Below are 14,837 nucleotides of genomic sequence, written 5' to 3'. Positions count from 1 at the left end.
CGGGAAGCACCGGCAGCCCCGCCGCCGCCGACCGCAAACCCCGCCCCGCCCCTACCCGCCGTGCAGGACCGGTCCTCCTCCACGGGGCGCCCGCCGCTCCCGGGCCGCCTGCTCGGGGTGGCGGGCGCGCCAGTACGGATTGTCGTGCGGCAGGGCGCTGCCCACCCGCCCGTACATCCCGAACCACATCAGCATCACGCCGACGACGAAGCTGAACAGCACGTTCGGGATCTTGAAGGCCAGGAAGTTCAGCCCCGTGTCCAGCAGCGCGAGGTTCACGAAGCCGCTCGCGATGAACAGCAGGCCCAGCACGATGTTCAGGGTCGAGGCGAAGGTCCCGCCGATCAGCGCGCCCACGAAGAGCAGCCCGCCGATGCAGATCGACAGGACGCTCAGCGCGCCGTTGGTGTTCAGGGCCAGCACCGTGTCGCCGCCGGTGTCGAAGAATCCGATGCGGTGGACGAGCCCCAGGACCCCGAAGACGACCAGCAGCAGGCCCGTCAGGCCGGCGCCGACGCGGTAGATCTTGCTGAGCTTGTGGTCGCTGGGCAGGTGCTCGTCGAGCCGGGCGTTGACGGGGTGCAGGAGGCGCCGCACGAGGTGGGAACGCTGCGGCGCGTGGGACTCGTACGGCTCGTGCGCCATGTAGGGCGCGTAATGCTCGTGGGGCTGGTGGCACCCGTAGGCCGCATGAGGCGCGTAGGACTCATGGGGCGCGGGCGTGCGGGACGTGTGGGCGGCCATGACGCCCTCCTCTGCTCCGGGCCTGCCCTTCCAGCATCCGCCGCGGGGCGCTCGCGGACAACTCTGCGGGGCCCGCAGGCCCCGCCACGGCCGGGCTCAGCCCTGGCCGCGCTCCGTGCGGATGTCCTCGACGACCCGGTGCACGGCTCCCCGTACGCCCTCCATCTCCAGCAGGAACGCCCAGTAGTCCGGGTGCCGCTCCTCCAGCCCCGCGAGGGCCCGATCCACCCGCGCCACCGCCTCGTCCAGCGGGCGCGCGTGCCGCGGCTCGGGCACGCTCCGGCCCGCCATCGCCAGCCGCTGCGCGTCCCGGATCGCGAACCTGGTCCGCTGCACCTCCGCCTGCGGATCCCGCGCCACCGCCTCCAGCCGCGTCAGCCGGTCCTGCGCCGCCGACACCGCCTCGTCGGTCGCGTCCAGGGAGGCCCGCACCGCCTCGACCAGAGCCCCTACGTCGGCCCAGCGCTGCTCCTCCCGCGCCCGGCCGGCCTCCCGCAGGCGGTCCTCCGCCAGCGCGACGTCCCGTACCGCCTGGGCGGGGACCTGCTGGAGGTCCTGCCAGCAGGCCGCGCTGAACCGGCGGCGCAGCTCGCTGAGTACCGGGTCCACCCGGTCCGCACGGTTGCGCAGCGCCTGCGCCCGCGTGCGCAGGCTCACCAGCCGCCGGTCGATCTCCGCCGCCCGCTCCGGCAGCCGGGCCGCCTCGGCCCGTATCGCCTCCGCGTCGCGCAGGATCCGGTCCGCCCGCTGCACCGTCGCCTGGACCCCGTGCTGCGCGGCCCCCTGGTTCAGCTTCGTCAGCTCCGGCCCCAGCGCGGCCAGCCGCGCCGCCAGATCGTCGGCCCGCATCCCCTCGGCCCGTACCGCGTCCAACGCGTCGCTCGCCGCCAGCAGCGCCGCCTTCGCCCGCTCCCGGGCCGGCGCGACCCGCGCCAGCTGCGTCTCGGCCTTGTCCAGCAAGGGCTGCAGCCCCTGCGCGAACCGCTCCAGCTCCTTCTGCACCCGCACCAGCTCGTCCCGCGCCCGCGTCAGCTGCTCCCGCGCCTGCGAGGCGACGGAGCCCTCCAGGTCGACCCGGTCCAGGTCGTGCGCGTCGACGGCCTCGATGTAGACGTGGCTGACCTCGTCGATCCGCCGGCCGAGCGCGGCGAACCCCTCGGTGGCCTGCCGCCCGGCGGGAGACCCGTCGGCGGCGGCGATGGTCTCGATCGAGATCCGCAGATCCCGCTGCGCGGTGTCCAGCTCGTAGAACGCCGCCGCGGCGGCATCCTTGGCCGCCTGCGCATCGGCCCGCCGCCCCTCGTCCCGCCCACCGAACCACCGCCGGGATGCCGTCGTCACCGGATTTCCCCCAGGATGCCCCGGGCTTCAGGCCGGGGAGGGTTGGGTCCTTGGAGCGGAACCGCGAAGCGGCGGAGTTCGCTGCTCATCTGTTCTGACCCGCACTCTCTTCCGTTGTCAGTGGCGGCTGTTAGGTTCCGATCATGACGACTGCAGCGATGGCCGTCGAGGTGGCCGGGCACGCCCGGTACACCTACCGACTGCGCCTGTCGTCCACCGCCCGTACCGCTTTGGAAGCGGAGTGGGGCCGGTGTCGTTGGGTGTGGAACGAGTGCGTGGCGATGTCCCGCAAGGTCCACAAGCTCAACAAGGCGGCCGGGACGAAGACGACGTGCGGGCCGGCGCAGCTCGACAAGATGCTGACTGAGGCCCGCGCCGCGATGCCCTGGCTGCGCGAGGGCGCCTCGGTTCCTCAGCAGCAGACCATCAGAGACTTCGCGAAGTCCCGTACGAAGGCGCTCAAGGACATCAAGGCGGAGCTGCCGATGCGGCAGCGGGCCGGGATGCCCCGCATCAAGAGGAAGCGGGAAGCCGCACCGTCGCTGAACTACACGCAGCGCGGGTTCCGGCTCAAAGACGGCCGTCTGCACCTGGCCGGTGGAATCGTACTGGCGGTGGTGTGGTCGCGGGATCTGCCCAAGCCCCCGTCCTCCGTCCGTGTCCACCGCGACAGCCTCGGCCACTGGTACGCCAGTTTCGTTGTTCCCTCCGCGACCGAGGCCCTGCCGGAGACCGGTGCAGTGATCGGCGTGGACTGGGGTGTGAAGGAGACCGCGACCACCACCAGCGACGCCCACGACCTGCCACACCCGCAGCACGGTAAGAGTGCTGCTGCGAAGCTCGCCCGCTACCAGCGGATGATGGCCCGACGCCGGACCCCGAAGAGCCAGCCCGACACCAAGGGATACAAGAAGGCCCGACAGGCGGCGGCGAAGGTGTCGAAGAAGATCGCCCGGCAGCGGCAGGACACCGGCCGGAAATGGGCCAAGCGTCTCGTACGCGACTTCGACCACCTCGCCGTGGAGGACTTCCGGCCGAAGTTCCTCGCGAAGACGACCATGGCCCGCAAAGCGGCCGACGCGGCGATCGGCGCCACAAAGACGGCCCTCATCGCGATGGCCCGCAAGCACGGCAAGACCGTGCACCTTGTCCACCCCGCGCACACCACCATGGACTGCGCGCACTGCGGAGCGAGAGCCAAGCACCGCCTCCCCCTCTCCGAGAGAACGTATACGTGCACCGCCTGCGGAACCGTGTCCCCCAGGGACAAGAACTCCGCCCGCGTGGTGCTCGTCCGGGCTGGCCTCAACCCGGCTAGTGCTGATCTTGTAAGACCTGCCACCTGCTAGGTGTCAGGCAAAGTGAGCTAGGAATCCTCTCCCTTTAGGGAGGGGAGGAGTCAAAATCCCTCTCCCGTGCCGCGTCCGCCAAGCCCCGGTCCATTCTCCCCCACGGGAACGGGTTTGCGTGGGGGGTACGCCCTCCATGTAGGCTGTCCACTCATCCACGGGTGCGTAGCTCAGGGGTAGAGCGCTGCTCTTACAAAGCAGATGTCGGCGGTTCGAAACCGTCCGCGCCCACCAGTGAAAAGACCCCCCGCCGATCATGGCGGGGGGTCTTTTGCATCCAGATCTGACATCAACGGGAGCGGTCAGGGACGACCGGGTCGCTGCCTCAGCAGGCGGTCCATATGCCCGATGGCCTCGCGCTGCGTGTCCTGGACGACGTGCGCATACACGTTCATCGTGACGGCGATCTGAGAGTGCCCGAGGATCTCCATCACGACCCGGGGCGGTACGCCGGCGGCGGTCAGCAGGGTCGCTGTCCCGTGCCGTGCGTCGTGCAGGCGAATCACCCTGAGGCCGGCGTCCTTGGCGACGCGGGTGAAGGACCGGTAGACGTTCCGGGGCTCGATGGGCCGTCCGGTCCGAGTGGTGAACACGTACCCGGTCTCCTGCCAGGCGTTCCCGGCCTTGGCCCGCATCTCCGCTTGCTTCATGCGCTGCCAGCGCAGGGGAGCGACGCAGATCCCGGGCAGGGGGAGGGTCTGCCGGCGCCGCTTGCCCTTGGGGTCGTCTTCGTAGGCCTCGCCGCCGACGCGCTGTCGCTGGGTTCGGACCCGGATCTCGCGCTTGTCGAGGTCTACGTTCTCCCACCTGAGCCCCACGATCTCGCCCCGCCGTAAGCCGAGCGCGATCGCCAGGACGAAGGCGGCGTACAGCGGGTCCTTGCGGCCGGCGGCGAGGAAGTCCAGCGTCTCCTGGAGGCTCCAAGGGGAGAGGTCCCGCGCCTCAACCTTGGGCGGTTCGACCAACGTTGCCACGTTCCGTGTGACCAGCTCCTCCCGGACGGCCGCCGCGAGAGCGGTCCGTAGTACCCGGTGCGACTCCTTGGCGGTGGCGGCGCTGGTCTTCTTCTGGAGCTGCACGAGCGTGCGCCGGACGTCCCCGACGCTGAGAGACTCCAGCCGCTTCGACCCGAGCAGGGGCACCAGGTACAGCCGGACGTGCACCTCGTACTTGGCGAAGGTCGTGCGCTTACGGTGCGGCTTCACGATGTTGTCGAGCCAGTACGGCAGCCACTCGGAGAGCTTGGCGGACCGGGTGGGCACGGGCACGCCCTGGTCCACCTTGGCGAGCAGATCCCGCCGCTTCACATCGCACTCGGCCCAGGTCTTGCCGTAGGCGAACTTGCGGGCGCGGGTGCCGTCGGGCTGGAGCACGTAGACGGCGGCTTGGTACCGGCCGTCCTTCCGTTGGGTGATGGTGCCCGCTCCGTTCGGGTTGCGCTTGCGCTGGGTGGCCATCAGGCAGCCTCGATCTCGTGGTCGATGAACTTCCGGACGGAGTCGGCAGGGATGCGCCGGGCCCGGCCGATGGTGATGGAGACCAGCCGTCGGGACCGGATGAGGTCGTAGACGGTCGAGCGCCCGAGCTTGAGCCGCTGCATGACCTCAGGGACGGTCAGCAGTTCAGGGGTGGCGGTGGTCATGACGCGGCTCCTTCCAGGGCGAGTTGGTCGGGCAGGGCTTCGCGGGCTGTTTGGCGGTTGAGCTGGATGTCGCGGGCGATGGTGGCGGCGAGGACGGATTCGCCGGGGGTGTGGCCGTGGCCGGCGTACTGCCAGGAGGCGAGGACGAGGACGGTGTCCGGATCGAGGTCGTCGAGGCCGCGGGCTTCGGCTTCCTGTGCGGCGCGGTAGTCGGCGCGGGTCTGGCGGAGGGCGCCGAGGGTGGTGGAGTACTGGCGGGACTTGGTGGAGAAGTGGCCCCGGAAGCCGAGCATGTGGGCCCATGCGGCGAGGCGGCGGTCCGGGTAGAGCGGGTCGAGGTCTAAGCAGGCTTCGATCAGGCGGGCGGTGTGGGTGGGGACGTCGAGGATGACGAGGGCGTCGCGATTGCCGATGCGGCGGTCGAGGGTGCCGGTGTTCTCGGCGGCTTTGGTGGCGTATTTGGCGACGTAGGAGGCGACGGCCTGTTCGGTGATGTCGGAGCCGTCGCCGAAGGCCTTGATGGGGCGTACGTCGAGCTGGGTGCCCCAGCGGAAGGTGCGGGCGGGCTGGTCTGTGGCGGCCGGGACGCTGACGGAGGTGTAGGAGTGGGCGACGGCGGCCCGGATCGCGCGGTCGAGGAGTTCGGTGCTGGCCCAGTACGGCGGCGGGCTGAGAGGGCCGGCCGGGCCGTCGATGCGGATGACGGCATGGAAGTGGATGGCTCCGCGCTTCTGGAACTCGGCGACCTTGCCGTAGGAGATCCGGGCTTCTTCCTTCAGTTCGCGTTGGGTCAGTCCGGCGTAAGCGGCGATCTCGCGGCGCAGGCGGGTGGTGAAGCGCTGCCAGAGCTGTCCGGCGTGGTTGTTGAAGAGGACGGCGGCGGCGTAGTCGTAGGTGTTCGGGTCGAGGGCGGTGCCGAGCTCGGGCGCGTCCTCCTGGTGGTGGGTGCCGCAGCGGCAGGGGCGGCTGGCGGGGCGGTTGTGGACGGGTCCGAAGGAGGGGGCGGTGAGGGTGGTGAAGACGCGGGGGTGCTCGCGGACGGTGGCCGGGATGTCGCGGCGGTCGTCTCCGGCGAGCCCGGCCCGGATGAGGTGGTAGGTGTCTCCGGCGTAGGTCCAGGCGCAGGAGGGGCAGCGGGACGCGCGGCGGTTGCCGCAGGCGATACGGAGGCGGGCGCCGGGCTCGTCGCCTGTGGAGTAGCGGTGCAGGACTTCGCCGGAGGTCTTGTCCTTGGCGACGGTCCAGCCGGTGATGTGGATCGGGTCGGAGCAGCCGCCCGTGCGGCGGATCTGGTCTTCCCAGCGGGCGTAACCGGGAGCCCCGGCCACCTTCAGCATGTCGCGAAGGAGGCCGGGGTCCAGGTCCGCGAGGGTCGCGGAGTCGGTCACGCAGCCACCGCCACGCAGGCCGGGACGAAGACCGTGAACACCTTCAGGGTGACCCGGCCGAGCGGCGCGGTGAAGTGGAGCTTCTTGTCGCCCTTGCGGTCGGTCAGGTGCACGTCATCGGTGTCGGTGTGCGTGGCCAGGCGCCAGGCCTCCACATCGGCGGGGCTGTCGAGGAGGACGTATGCCTCGGTGGGGGTGATGTGGCTGATGGTGATGTAGGCGCCGGGCAGATCCGGGTGGAGCTCGGCCAGCTGGGCCAGGGCGGCGAACACGGCGGCCTGTGCGGTCAGCGGGTTGGTCAGGTCGAGGTCGGTCAGCATGGTGGTCACCGCCCGGCCGTGGTGATGACGATGCGGCGGACGAAGTGCTTGCCGGTGCCGTGGCAGGCCGGGCAGTGGGCGGTGATGGTGCGCAGGTTGCCGGTGCGGTCGCGGCCGCCGAGGGTGATGTGGACGGCGGGGAAGCCGTCGCAGTTCGGGCAGATCTGGGGCGGGGTGTGGTGGGGCTGGGCCATGATGGTTGTCCCTTTCGATTGCGGTTGGGAGGGGCCGGTCCGCCGGGCGGCGGCGATGCTTGGCGGCTTGTGCGCCGCCCGGAGGCCGGTCAGTGAGTGGTGGTGCGCGGGCCTCGGCGGCCGGTGGTGCCCTTGTGCTCGTACATGGCGGCGTCGGCGGCGGCGAGGGCCTCGGAGAGGCTGCGGTGGGGCAGGTCCGCGAGGTGGCAGGAGCCGACCGAGACGGAGACCGGCAGCCAGTGACCCTCGTACATCAGGGGGGCGTTGAGGATCGCGGTCAGGCCGTTCAGGTGCGGGTGCCGGTGCACGGCGACGAACTCGTCTCCGCCGAGGCGCCCGGCGAAGCCGTAGCGGTCGCACCAGGCGGTGAGGCGGTCGGCGGTCGCGGTGAGGGCGGCGTCTCCGGCGGCGTGGCCGTGGGTGTCGTTGAGGGTCTTGAAGTCGTCCAGATCGAGGAGGAGGACGACGGAGTCCCGGTGCCGGCGGATGAAGCGTTCGGCGCGTGTGGTCCATCCGGCGCGGGTGTGGAGGCCGGTCAGCGGGTCGCGGCGGGCGGCGGCGAGGCGGTGGGTCAGCAGGGCGGAGTGGGCGGCCCAGCCGACGAGCGGCAGGGATAAGGCGAGCGATTGGGTGTCCACGATGCTCCTTCGTGCGGTCGGAAGTGGTGGTGTGCGGGTTCCGGGTGGCGGCGATGCTTGGCGGCTTGTGGCGCCTGGCGGAGACCCGGCCGGTCAGTGGCCCTTGAACTCCTGGCGCAGGGCGCGGACGAGGAAGAGCAGGACGACGCCGCTGATGGACAGGGCGACGGCGGTGACGGCGACGGCCAGGAGGAGCGAGACGGCGACGGAGGCCAGCGCGAGGACTCCGGCGATTCCGCCGGCGAAGAGGAGGAGCGCGGAGCCGGGCGACTGCTGGACCAGGGCGCCGAACGCGGTCGGGGGCTTCGCGGGGACCGGGGCCGGTGCCGGGGTGGACGGTTCGACGGGCGCCGGGGTCGGGCGGGTCGCCGGGGTGTAGGTGTCGGGGCGGGGGTACTGGGGCTTGAACACGGTCGTTCTCCTTCCGGGGTGGGCTACTTGTTGATCGCGGTGTCGATGGCGGGGGCGAGGAAGCTGTCCGCGAGGAGGAAGCCGCCGAGGAGGATCACGGCGACGAGCCAGAGCGGCGGGCGGATGAGCTTGTAGCCGAGGACACCGACGATGAGCAGGGCGATCCAGAGCGGGACGTCCATGGCGTTGGCCTTTCGGGTCAGCTGACGCGGCAGCGGTGGGAGCGGGCGGCGAGCTGGGCGGCGGTCGAGGAGCTGTAGTCGGAGGACCAGCCGCATCCGTCGTTGGTGCAGACAGCGGCGTCCTTCATCCGGCCGTGGCGGTCGCGGTAGGTGCCGATCTGGACGGGGCCGATCTTCATGAGCGAGCGGAAGTTGATCCGGGCGGGCATGGCGGTCTCCGGTCAGGTGAGCTGGGCGGCGATGGCTTCGGCGAGGGTGGGCGGGACGCCGAGCCGGGCGCGCAGGGTCTCGGTGTCGATGTCCGAGCCAGTGCGGGTGCGGTGGTCAGCGGCGATTTTCTGGGCGTGGGCGACGAGGGCGGGCGGGGCGGTGACCGCCGGGGCGGGTGCCGGATTCGGGGCCGGGGCGGGCAGGGCGGGGACCGCGTCGGCCTGTACGCCGGGTTCTGTCTCCCGCTCGACCACGGGCAGGGGCTCGGGAGCGGGCTCAGGCTCGGGTTCCGGCTCGCTGGGCGGCGTGGGCCGGTGGACCAGGAGCGTGCCGCCGAGGAAGGCGAGTGCGGGCCATCCGGCGACGAGGATCCGGAGCCAGTCCGGGACATCGCCGAGGTCGAGGAGGCCGGCGGTCGCGACGTTCGCGCCGAGCGAGGCCGCTAGGGCGACGGCGAACCAGGACCAGGCCGAGCGCGACGGTTCCCCGGCGTCCTTCAACGTGCGGAGGCGGTGCCAGGCGGCGACGAGGAGCAGGTCCACGCTGACGGGGTAGGCCCAGGCCTTCCAGCCGTGCTGTCCGGCGGCTTCGGCGAGGTCGTGCAGGTGGGCGAAGGAGAGAGCTCCGGCGATGACGGCCTGGACGAGGACGGCGTCCAGGCGCAGGCGGGCCGTCACGTTCCCGGCCGGTCGGCGGGGTGAGGCAGGCCGAGCATCAGCGTGATCTCCTCCTCGGAGACGCCGCGCCAGATGCAGTTGTCGATCTCGTGGTCGAAGCCGGTCTTCTCTCCGTTGTCGTCGCCGCAGAGCGTGCAGAACATCGGGTTCTCCCGGGTCGGGGCATGGGTGGGGTAGGGACCTGGCGCGATGGGCCGCGCCGACCGGGTGGGCCAGGCGCTTAGAAGGCGCTTGCCGCAGTGGTCTTCGGCTGGACCTCGCCGACGAGGACGCGCACGGGGGGCGCGGGCCGGAAGGAGTCCAGCTCGGTGATTTCCGGGGTGCGGTAGGCGTGGGCGTTGCACGTGTCCACGGCCTGGCGGAGCGTGGTGTGCGGGGCCCGGATGCGGGACCAGCCGCCGGAGGAGTCACCGGCCACGGCGGTGCCGGGGCGTTCCTTGTCGATCTGGACGGCGGCGAGGACGGCGTCCGGGGAGATGTCCCCGAAGGCCATGTTCGCCGAGGTCTCGTCATTCACGCGGTGGGCGGTGCGGCCGGTGAGCTGGGCACGGAGCATGGTGATGCCCTTGCCGAGTTCGGAGCCGAAGCGCTGGCCGCAGACCTCCAGATGAATGCCGGCGGCGCGGCCGAGCTGGGCCAGGCGCACCAGGTCGGTGACGATCCGGTCCCGGCGGATCTCCTCCGCCTTGTTCGCGGCGAGCGCGAGTTCCGCGACCTCGTCGACGAAGAGCACGACGGGCACGGGGCGCAGGTGTGTCGGCAGGTCCCAGATGTCGGCGGTGATCTCCTCATCCGGCAAGGAAACGCTGATGCGCTGCTCGGCACGGATGACCTGGTAGACCCCGCCCATGTACTGGACGAGCGCGGCCAGCAGTCCGGCGGCGTCGTCCGGGTTGTCGGCCAGGGCGGTGAACCGCTGTGCCATCGGGAAGAGTTCGACACCGTTCTTGCAGTCGATCCCGACGAGGGCGACGTTCTGTGATGCCAGACCGGCGACCAGCGTGCGCTGGTAGACGGACTTCCCGGACTTGGTCGCACCGACGTTCAGGGCGTGCGGGACCTGCCGGTAGTCCCGGTAGTGGACCTCCCCGTCCTCCCGCAAGGCCACGGGCACCCTGAGCACCTCAGCGGGCACGGCCGCCGGCATGCGGACCCGCTTGAGTACGTCGTAGCCGGTCATCCGCAGCTCGACGACGCTGGAGCGGACCTCCCGCGAGACGACGTTGTGCAGGGCGAAGGAGTGCCGGAGCCGGTCGGAGGAGGCGGAGAAGTCGAACGCGTCCTGTCCGGGCCGGAGTTTCAGCCTCAGGACGAGGCCTGTCGCGGTGGGCCGAAGCCGCAGGATGCGCGGCGAGCGTGCCTCAGGAACGGGACGGTGCGCAACCCGGGCCAACGCCAGCCGCCAGCGGGAAGGCGGGACGGTGAGCCCACAGGCATCCATCACCGAGCGGTAGCGGACCAGGACGCGGACCGCCGCGAAGGTGACCCCGAAGGTCAACCAGTACCAGGTGGGCCGCAGCCAGCGGAGAACGAGCGCGATGGCCAGCGCCACCAGCAGCGTCACCCATAAGGCGTTCACGCTCAGCCAGCCTTGGCGGCAAGCGAGGTGACCGCGACGGCCCGGAAGCTGAGCCCGTGGCGCTTCTGACCGTTGAACTCGTTCTCCCACGGACGGGCGACCAGACCGGTCAGCGCCACCGGGGTCCCCGTCATCAGCTCACCGGAGATGTCGGACTCGGCCACGGTCACGGACACCACCTCGGCGTTGCCGTTCATCACGAACAGCACGTCCACGGTCATCAGGTTCTTGCCGGTCTCGCTGTCGACAGCGATCTGACCGGTCTTCTTGTCACGCATCTTGAGCTGCGGGGGCTGGGCGACCATCACGGTCGCGCCGGTGGTGTCGACGGGAATCTGGCGCATGACGGAACTCCCTTGTGTGCGCTGGCCAGTTGGCCAACTTGGCTATGTGAGTAACGTAGCCAGGTTGGTTAGTCATGTCAATGCTTGGCTAGGCAAGCTGCACCAGTCGTGAGACGATTCGGACATGAGCCTTGATCCAGACGACCCGCGCCCGCCATACGCGCAGATCATCAACGCCCTCCGTGCTGCGATCCTGACCAAGACGCTTGCGCCGGGCGAGAAGCTCCCCTCACAGAACGACCTGACCAAGCGCTACAAGGTCTCGCGGGCAACGGTGCAGCGTGCCCTACGGGACTTGCAGGACGAAGGGCTGATCGTGGCCCGCCAGGGCAGCGGCGTCTTCGTACGCAGCCGGACCGAGCGCCCGATGGGCCTTCGGCCGCACATCGAGCAGGCGTTCGCCGCGGAAGAGGTCACCATCGACTTCGCCGGATTCTCCGGTGAGACGCTGCACAGCGCGATCCGCGAGCCGATCGACAAGATCCGCTCCGGTCGACTCAGGCCGCAGAGCATCAACGTCAGGATTCTTGTCCCCGACACCCGCAAGCCTCAGGTCATTCCGGCACCCATCGACGCTCCGGACACGGAAGCAGCCGAGGGTGCCGAGACCCCACTCAAGCGGGCGCACAAGATCATGCTGCGGAATGCCGGCGCCATCGTCGACGCGGTCAACGAGCTGGAAACCCTGGGGCTGGTCGAGCAGGCGCGCGTGAGCGTGCGAGTGCACAACATCACCCCCTCGTTCAAGCTCTACGTCCTCAACCGGCGGGAAGCGTTCTTCGGCTTTTATCCGATCGCTCCCAACACCGTGCCGGTGAACGGAAAGCCGACGAAGATCCTGGACATCCTCGGGCTGGACTCGGTGCTCTTCTCGTACGCCGACGGCGACGACCGGGGACACGGCTCGCAGTGGCTTGAGCAAGGTCAGCTCTGGTTCGACAGCATGTGGGACAACCTCGGCGAGGACTTCCAGCCGTGACCCAGGCCGGGGAGGTCCGTGCGGTGTTGCGCGGGGTCGAGTCAGTCTTCTTCGACTTCGACGGGCCGATCTGCCGTGTCTTCTCCGGCGTGTCCGCTGCGGACGTGGCAAGGTCCCTACGCCACGCATACGCCGAGGCTCAAGGCTCCGCCTCACTGCTCAGTCCAGGTGATGACCCACTGGAAGTGGTGAAGCTCGCGAGCGAGCACGACCTGCCGGCGGTCACCGAGCTTGAAGCGATGCTGACGAGCCTCGAAGTCGCGGCTGTCGACCTGGCAGACCCGACTCCTCACGCCGACGAGGTCATCAAGGCGCTTCGGAACGGCTCACGTCGCCTAGCGGCAGTCAGCAACAACAGCACGTCAGCCCTGCAGCGGTATTTCGCAACGCGAGGGCTTGATCAGTACGTAGCACCGTTGATCGGCCGTGAACCGGCTCGCTTGCGGCAGATGAAGCCTGACCCGCACATGGTTTTCCTGGCACTCGATGCTCATGCGGTGGAGCCAGGCCGCGCGGTCCTCATCGGCGACTCGGTGACCGACATCCAGGCCGCCCGCGCGGCGGGGGTGCTGTCGATCGGCTACGCGAACAAGCCGGGCAAGGCCGAGGCGTTGACCCATGCCGGTGCAACCGTAGTCATCGAGGACATGGCGGATCTGCTCAACGCCATCTGAGCCCGAGCGCGATGCGGTAAGAGTTTCCCTACTTCATCAAGGGCGCTTCCGCCGCCAAGGCGGCGTCGCGCGCCCGTCGCCCCGGGCCTGCGCTCCTGTCTGCGCCCCGCTCCAGCCCGGACCGCCGGCCGCGCGCCAATGGCTAAGGACTTGATGGGCTGGACGAGCCCGGCCTGATCGGTGAGCCGCCCGTCAAGACGATGCCTCCGGCGGGGGCCCTCTGACTCTGGGATGCGGGGGCCAGTCGTGCGACCGCGGCTCCGTTGTGGTTCGGGGTGGGGGCTGTCATCCCGTCTGCCGTCGTCCCAGGGCAAGCCGTAGCAGACCAGCCGTCAGGGGCCCAGGTCGTTCGTCCAGTGGGGCGCTCCACCTGGGCCCCTGACGACTGCCCCGCTACCACTCCGTGTGGGACGACGGCAGACGGGATGACAGCCGGGGTGCAGTCTGCCGCAGCCAGTCACTGTCCACCCACCCCAGGCCGATCCGCCAGCTTGAGCCAAACTTAGAAGAGACGTCCGGAGGTAGCCTCGCTCAAAGGCTTCAGCTCTCCGGCAGCGGCCTTACGGACATGCGCGATAAGGGCATCTCCGATCACCTCGCCAAGGCGGACTGGTACGGCATTCCCAATCAGCCTGCCCAGGCGGTTAAAGCGGACCGGCTCGTCTGCTTCTAGGAATTTGTAGTCCCGAGGGAAAGTCTGGATCATGGCGGCTTCACGCAGCGAGATAGCGCGATCTTGAGTGGGGTGACCAAAACGGCCATTACCGTACCCGAAACACTGCGTGGTGATGGTGGGAGCCGGCGCATCCCATTCCATCCGTCCGTACACGCTGGGGTACGTGGCTCCTGTTGCCTTCCTATGGCAAGCGGCAAGCAGTTCAGGATCCCAGTCTCGCCAGGTACCTCCTGGCTTCGAAGCCTTGATGCGACGCATGTTCATTTCACTCAGGCCTGAAGCTGCGTGAAGTGGGTCACTGGGGTGCTGTTCCCCTGCACGGATCGGAGGAAGTTTCCCAATTTCCTGGCGAACCGTTCTTGGCTTGATGCCGCCGGTGGTGGGGTCGAAATCGATAATTCCCAACTTGGAAGCGACGACTACGAGTCGCTTTCGTGACTGGGGAATCCCGATTTTCGTGCATTCCACAACGGATACCTGGACGTCGTACCCTTTTAGGTTCCCGAGGAACTGCTCAAAAACGTCATGGTCGGCAAGCTGGGCAACATTTTCCATGGTGACGAGGTCTGGTTGCACATCAGCAACTAGCTCGCCAAATTTGGAAACAAGCTGCCAGTCGAGGCCGCGCTTCTTGCTCCGGCCGCTCTGGCTGTACGTGGAAAATGGCTGACACGGCGCGCACCCGGCAAGGAGCGAATAGTCCCCCCCGGTTCCGATGTACGACGCGAGTTCATCCGAAGTGAGGCTGTTCACGTCGCGCTCGACGAAACGCGACGGATTATTCGCCTCATAGGGGTACTTGCTTGACGGATCCAAGTCGACGCCGACTCGGACGTCAATACCGCTCCGAACCAGGCCATGAGTGAGCCCACCCACGCCGCAGAAGAGATCGACCGCGGAGACGGTTGGAGTCGTACTTGTCACGGTGCACCGCCATTTGGCCTGCAATCTGGCCGCAAGAAATTATGGGATTCAATATAGCGAATGAAGCAGTCTATCACTTCTCGCAGGTAGCTCTCGACGCTGGACGCCATCCGGCGGAGCTCTTCCACGTCAACGCCATCGGCACAGTCGACGAACGAGATGGACCCATGCGCCAGGCCGTTCCTGCGATCCTTGACCAGCTTCAGGGGGCCTAGGTCGTCGCGCATGCTGGCCTTGACGCCTCTGCGCGTGGAATCGGTGACGGAGATCACACAGCCCAGGCGCTTACCCATGGCGAAGATCGCCTCGTCGTCCCAATTCCCCCCACCGCCAGATTCGACAGAGAAGCTTGCGACGGGAAGTTGTTGGACGATGTGCTCACTGAGCTGCATCGCATGCTTCAAGCGATTCTCTGGGCTCATGTCCGTATGGGTGCGCGCTATAGACCTGACCCATTCGCGCTGCAGATCGGCGTTAAGCTGGTGGGGTTTCCACTGGCCGGCCAAAGCTGCCGCTTGGGTTATCGCATCCACGCAGCGGGAGACGGTAGCTTCCACGAGGTTGT

The 14,837-nt window shown here is 69.0% G+C and carries 20 protein-coding genes and 1 tRNA gene; 4 read left to right on the top strand and 17 right to left on the bottom strand.

Features of this window, described 5'->3' with window-relative positions:
• Positions 1-51 precede the first annotated feature (51 nt).
• Both OOK31_RS29750 and OOK31_RS29745 read right to left on the bottom strand, forming a co-directional pair.
• A complete protein-coding gene (locus tag OOK31_RS29750; protein WP_267090481.1) occupies positions 52-744 on the bottom strand; it encodes a DUF4383 domain-containing protein in 693 nt (230 codons plus the stop codon).
• 96 nt (positions 745-840) lie between these two features.
• Positions 841-2,085 (bottom strand): hypothetical protein, encoded by a 1,245-nt coding sequence (locus OOK31_RS29745; protein ID WP_267090480.1) that lies wholly within the window; start codon positions 2,083-2,085, stop codon positions 841-843.
• 143 nt (positions 2,086-2,228) lie between these two features.
• Between OOK31_RS29745 and OOK31_RS29740 the strand changes: the two genes are divergently transcribed.
• Together OOK31_RS29740 and OOK31_RS29735 are read left to right on the top strand one after the other, a co-directional pair.
• A complete protein-coding gene (locus OOK31_RS29740) occupies positions 2,229-3,434 on the top strand; it encodes a transposase (protein WP_267090479.1) in 1,206 nt (401 codons plus the stop codon).
• 159 nt (positions 3,435-3,593) lie between these two features.
• Positions 3,594-3,668, top strand: a tRNA-Val gene (locus OOK31_RS29735).
• Between the two features lie 68 nt (positions 3,669-3,736).
• On the opposite strand, the gene OOK31_RS29730 is transcribed toward OOK31_RS29735, so the two are convergent.
• From OOK31_RS29730 to OOK31_RS29670, 13 genes are all read right to left on the bottom strand, one after another.
• Entirely contained in the window at positions 3,737-4,891 is a 1,155-nt protein-coding gene (locus tag OOK31_RS29730; protein ID WP_267090478.1) for a site-specific integrase, read from the bottom strand.
• Positions 4,891-5,076: a helix-turn-helix domain-containing protein gene (locus OOK31_RS29725; protein WP_267090477.1), complete on the bottom strand. Its 186-nt coding sequence runs from the start codon at positions 5,074-5,076 to the stop codon at positions 4,891-4,893. Before OOK31_RS29725 ends, OOK31_RS29730 begins: the two co-directional genes overlap by 1 nt.
• On the bottom strand, positions 5,073-6,464 hold the full coding sequence (gene repSA, locus OOK31_RS29720) for a replication initiator protein RepSA (RefSeq protein WP_323188269.1): 1,392 nt from the start codon (positions 6,462-6,464) through the stop codon (positions 5,073-5,075). Before repSA ends, OOK31_RS29725 begins: the two co-directional genes overlap by 4 nt.
• Positions 6,461-6,793: a hypothetical protein gene (locus OOK31_RS29715; RefSeq protein WP_267090476.1), complete on the bottom strand. Its 333-nt coding sequence runs from the start codon at positions 6,791-6,793 to the stop codon at positions 6,461-6,463. Before OOK31_RS29715 ends, repSA begins: the two co-directional genes overlap by 4 nt.
• Positions 6,790-6,978 (bottom strand): hypothetical protein, encoded by a 189-nt coding sequence (locus tag OOK31_RS29710; protein ID WP_267090475.1) that lies wholly within the window; start codon positions 6,976-6,978, stop codon positions 6,790-6,792. The genes OOK31_RS29715 and OOK31_RS29710 overlap by 4 nt, the downstream gene beginning before the upstream one ends.
• A gap of 89 nt (positions 6,979-7,067) precedes the next feature.
• The gene (locus OOK31_RS29705; RefSeq protein ID WP_267090474.1) at positions 7,068-7,616 is read right to left on the bottom strand and encodes a GGDEF domain-containing protein; all 549 of its coding nucleotides are present in this window, start codon (positions 7,614-7,616) and stop codon (positions 7,068-7,070) included.
• Between the two features lie 93 nt (positions 7,617-7,709).
• Positions 7,710-8,027 (bottom strand): SpdD protein, encoded by a 318-nt coding sequence (locus OOK31_RS29700; RefSeq protein WP_267090473.1) that lies wholly within the window; start codon positions 8,025-8,027, stop codon positions 7,710-7,712.
• Positions 8,028-8,050: 23 nt separating this feature from the next.
• Positions 8,051-8,209: a hypothetical protein gene (locus OOK31_RS29695; RefSeq protein WP_267090472.1), complete on the bottom strand. Its 159-nt coding sequence runs from the start codon at positions 8,207-8,209 to the stop codon at positions 8,051-8,053.
• Positions 8,210-8,226: 17 nt separating this feature from the next.
• On the bottom strand, positions 8,227-8,418 hold the full coding sequence (locus OOK31_RS29690) for a mobile element transfer protein (protein ID WP_267090471.1): 192 nt from the start codon (positions 8,416-8,418) through the stop codon (positions 8,227-8,229).
• 12 nt (positions 8,419-8,430) lie between these two features.
• Positions 8,431-9,096 (bottom strand): DUF2637 domain-containing protein, encoded by a 666-nt coding sequence (locus tag OOK31_RS29685; RefSeq protein ID WP_267090470.1) that lies wholly within the window; start codon positions 9,094-9,096, stop codon positions 8,431-8,433.
• Entirely contained in the window at positions 9,093-9,239 is a 147-nt protein-coding gene (locus OOK31_RS29680) for a hypothetical protein (RefSeq protein WP_267090469.1), read from the bottom strand. The genes OOK31_RS29685 and OOK31_RS29680 overlap by 4 nt, the downstream gene beginning before the upstream one ends.
• A 77-nt stretch (positions 9,240-9,316) precedes the next feature.
• A complete protein-coding gene (locus OOK31_RS29675) occupies positions 9,317-10,675 on the bottom strand; it encodes an FtsK/SpoIIIE domain-containing protein (RefSeq protein WP_267090468.1) in 1,359 nt (452 codons plus the stop codon).
• Between the two features lie 2 nt (positions 10,676-10,677).
• Positions 10,678-11,019: a hypothetical protein gene (locus OOK31_RS29670; protein WP_267090467.1), complete on the bottom strand. Its 342-nt coding sequence runs from the start codon at positions 11,017-11,019 to the stop codon at positions 10,678-10,680.
• A gap of 124 nt (positions 11,020-11,143) precedes the next feature.
• Between OOK31_RS29670 and OOK31_RS29665 the strand changes: the two genes are divergently transcribed.
• Entirely contained in the window at positions 11,144-11,998 is an 855-nt protein-coding gene (locus tag OOK31_RS29665; RefSeq protein WP_267090466.1) for a GntR family transcriptional regulator, read from the top strand.
• Entirely contained in the window at positions 11,995-12,672 is a 678-nt protein-coding gene (locus OOK31_RS29660) for an HAD family hydrolase (protein WP_267090465.1), read from the top strand. Before OOK31_RS29665 ends, OOK31_RS29660 begins: the two co-directional genes overlap by 4 nt.
• Positions 12,673-13,174: 502 nt before the next feature.
• Here OOK31_RS29660 and OOK31_RS29655 read toward each other — a convergent pair.
• Both OOK31_RS29655 and OOK31_RS29650 read right to left on the bottom strand, forming a co-directional pair.
• Complete coding sequence (locus OOK31_RS29655; RefSeq protein ID WP_267090464.1) at positions 13,175-14,272, bottom strand: DNA cytosine methyltransferase; 1,098 nt, start codon at positions 14,270-14,272, stop codon at positions 13,175-13,177.
• A partial coding sequence (locus OOK31_RS29650; RefSeq protein WP_267090463.1) for an MAE_28990/MAE_18760 family HEPN-like nuclease occupies positions 14,269-14,837 on the bottom strand: 569 nt, incomplete at its 5' end. The genes OOK31_RS29655 and OOK31_RS29650, both read right to left, overlap by 4 nt.

Source organism: Streptomyces sp. NBC_00249, assembly GCF_026342355.1.
Lineage (GTDB): Bacteria > Actinomycetota > Actinomycetes > Streptomycetales > Streptomycetaceae > Streptomyces.
Note: the sequence above shows the minus strand (reverse complement) of the source record. Positions and strands in the feature narration are given on the sequence as shown.

Excerpts from the sequence above, each read along its gene's own strand:
- OOK31_RS29710 (WP_267090475.1), bottom strand. The coding sequence starts at position 6,978 with ATGGCCCAGCCCCACCACACCCCGCCCCAGATCTGCCCGAACTGCGAC.
- OOK31_RS29665 (WP_267090466.1), top strand. The coding sequence starts at position 11,144 with ATGAGCCTTGATCCAGACGACCCGCGCCCGCCATACGCGCAGATCATC.
- OOK31_RS29750 (WP_267090481.1), bottom strand. The coding sequence starts at position 744 with ATGGCCGCCCACACGTCCCGCACGCCCGCGCCCCATGAGTCCTACGCG.
- OOK31_RS29695 (WP_267090472.1), bottom strand. The coding sequence starts at position 8,209 with ATGGACGTCCCGCTCTGGATCGCCCTGCTCATCGTCGGTGTCCTCGGC.
- OOK31_RS29730 (WP_267090478.1), bottom strand. The coding sequence starts at position 4,891 with ATGGCCACCCAGCGCAAGCGCAACCCGAACGGAGCGGGCACCATCACC.
- OOK31_RS29680 (WP_267090469.1), bottom strand. The coding sequence starts at position 9,239 with ATGTTCTGCACGCTCTGCGGCGACGACAACGGAGAGAAGACCGGCTTC.
- OOK31_RS29740 (WP_267090479.1), top strand. The coding sequence starts at position 2,229 with ATGACGACTGCAGCGATGGCCGTCGAGGTGGCCGGGCACGCCCGGTAC.
- OOK31_RS29690 (WP_267090471.1), bottom strand. The coding sequence starts at position 8,418 with ATGCCCGCCCGGATCAACTTCCGCTCGCTCATGAAGATCGGCCCCGTC.
- OOK31_RS29725 (WP_267090477.1), bottom strand. The coding sequence starts at position 5,076 with ATGACCACCGCCACCCCTGAACTGCTGACCGTCCCTGAGGTCATGCAG.
- OOK31_RS29670 (WP_267090467.1), bottom strand. The coding sequence starts at position 11,019 with ATGCGCCAGATTCCCGTCGACACCACCGGCGCGACCGTGATGGTCGCC.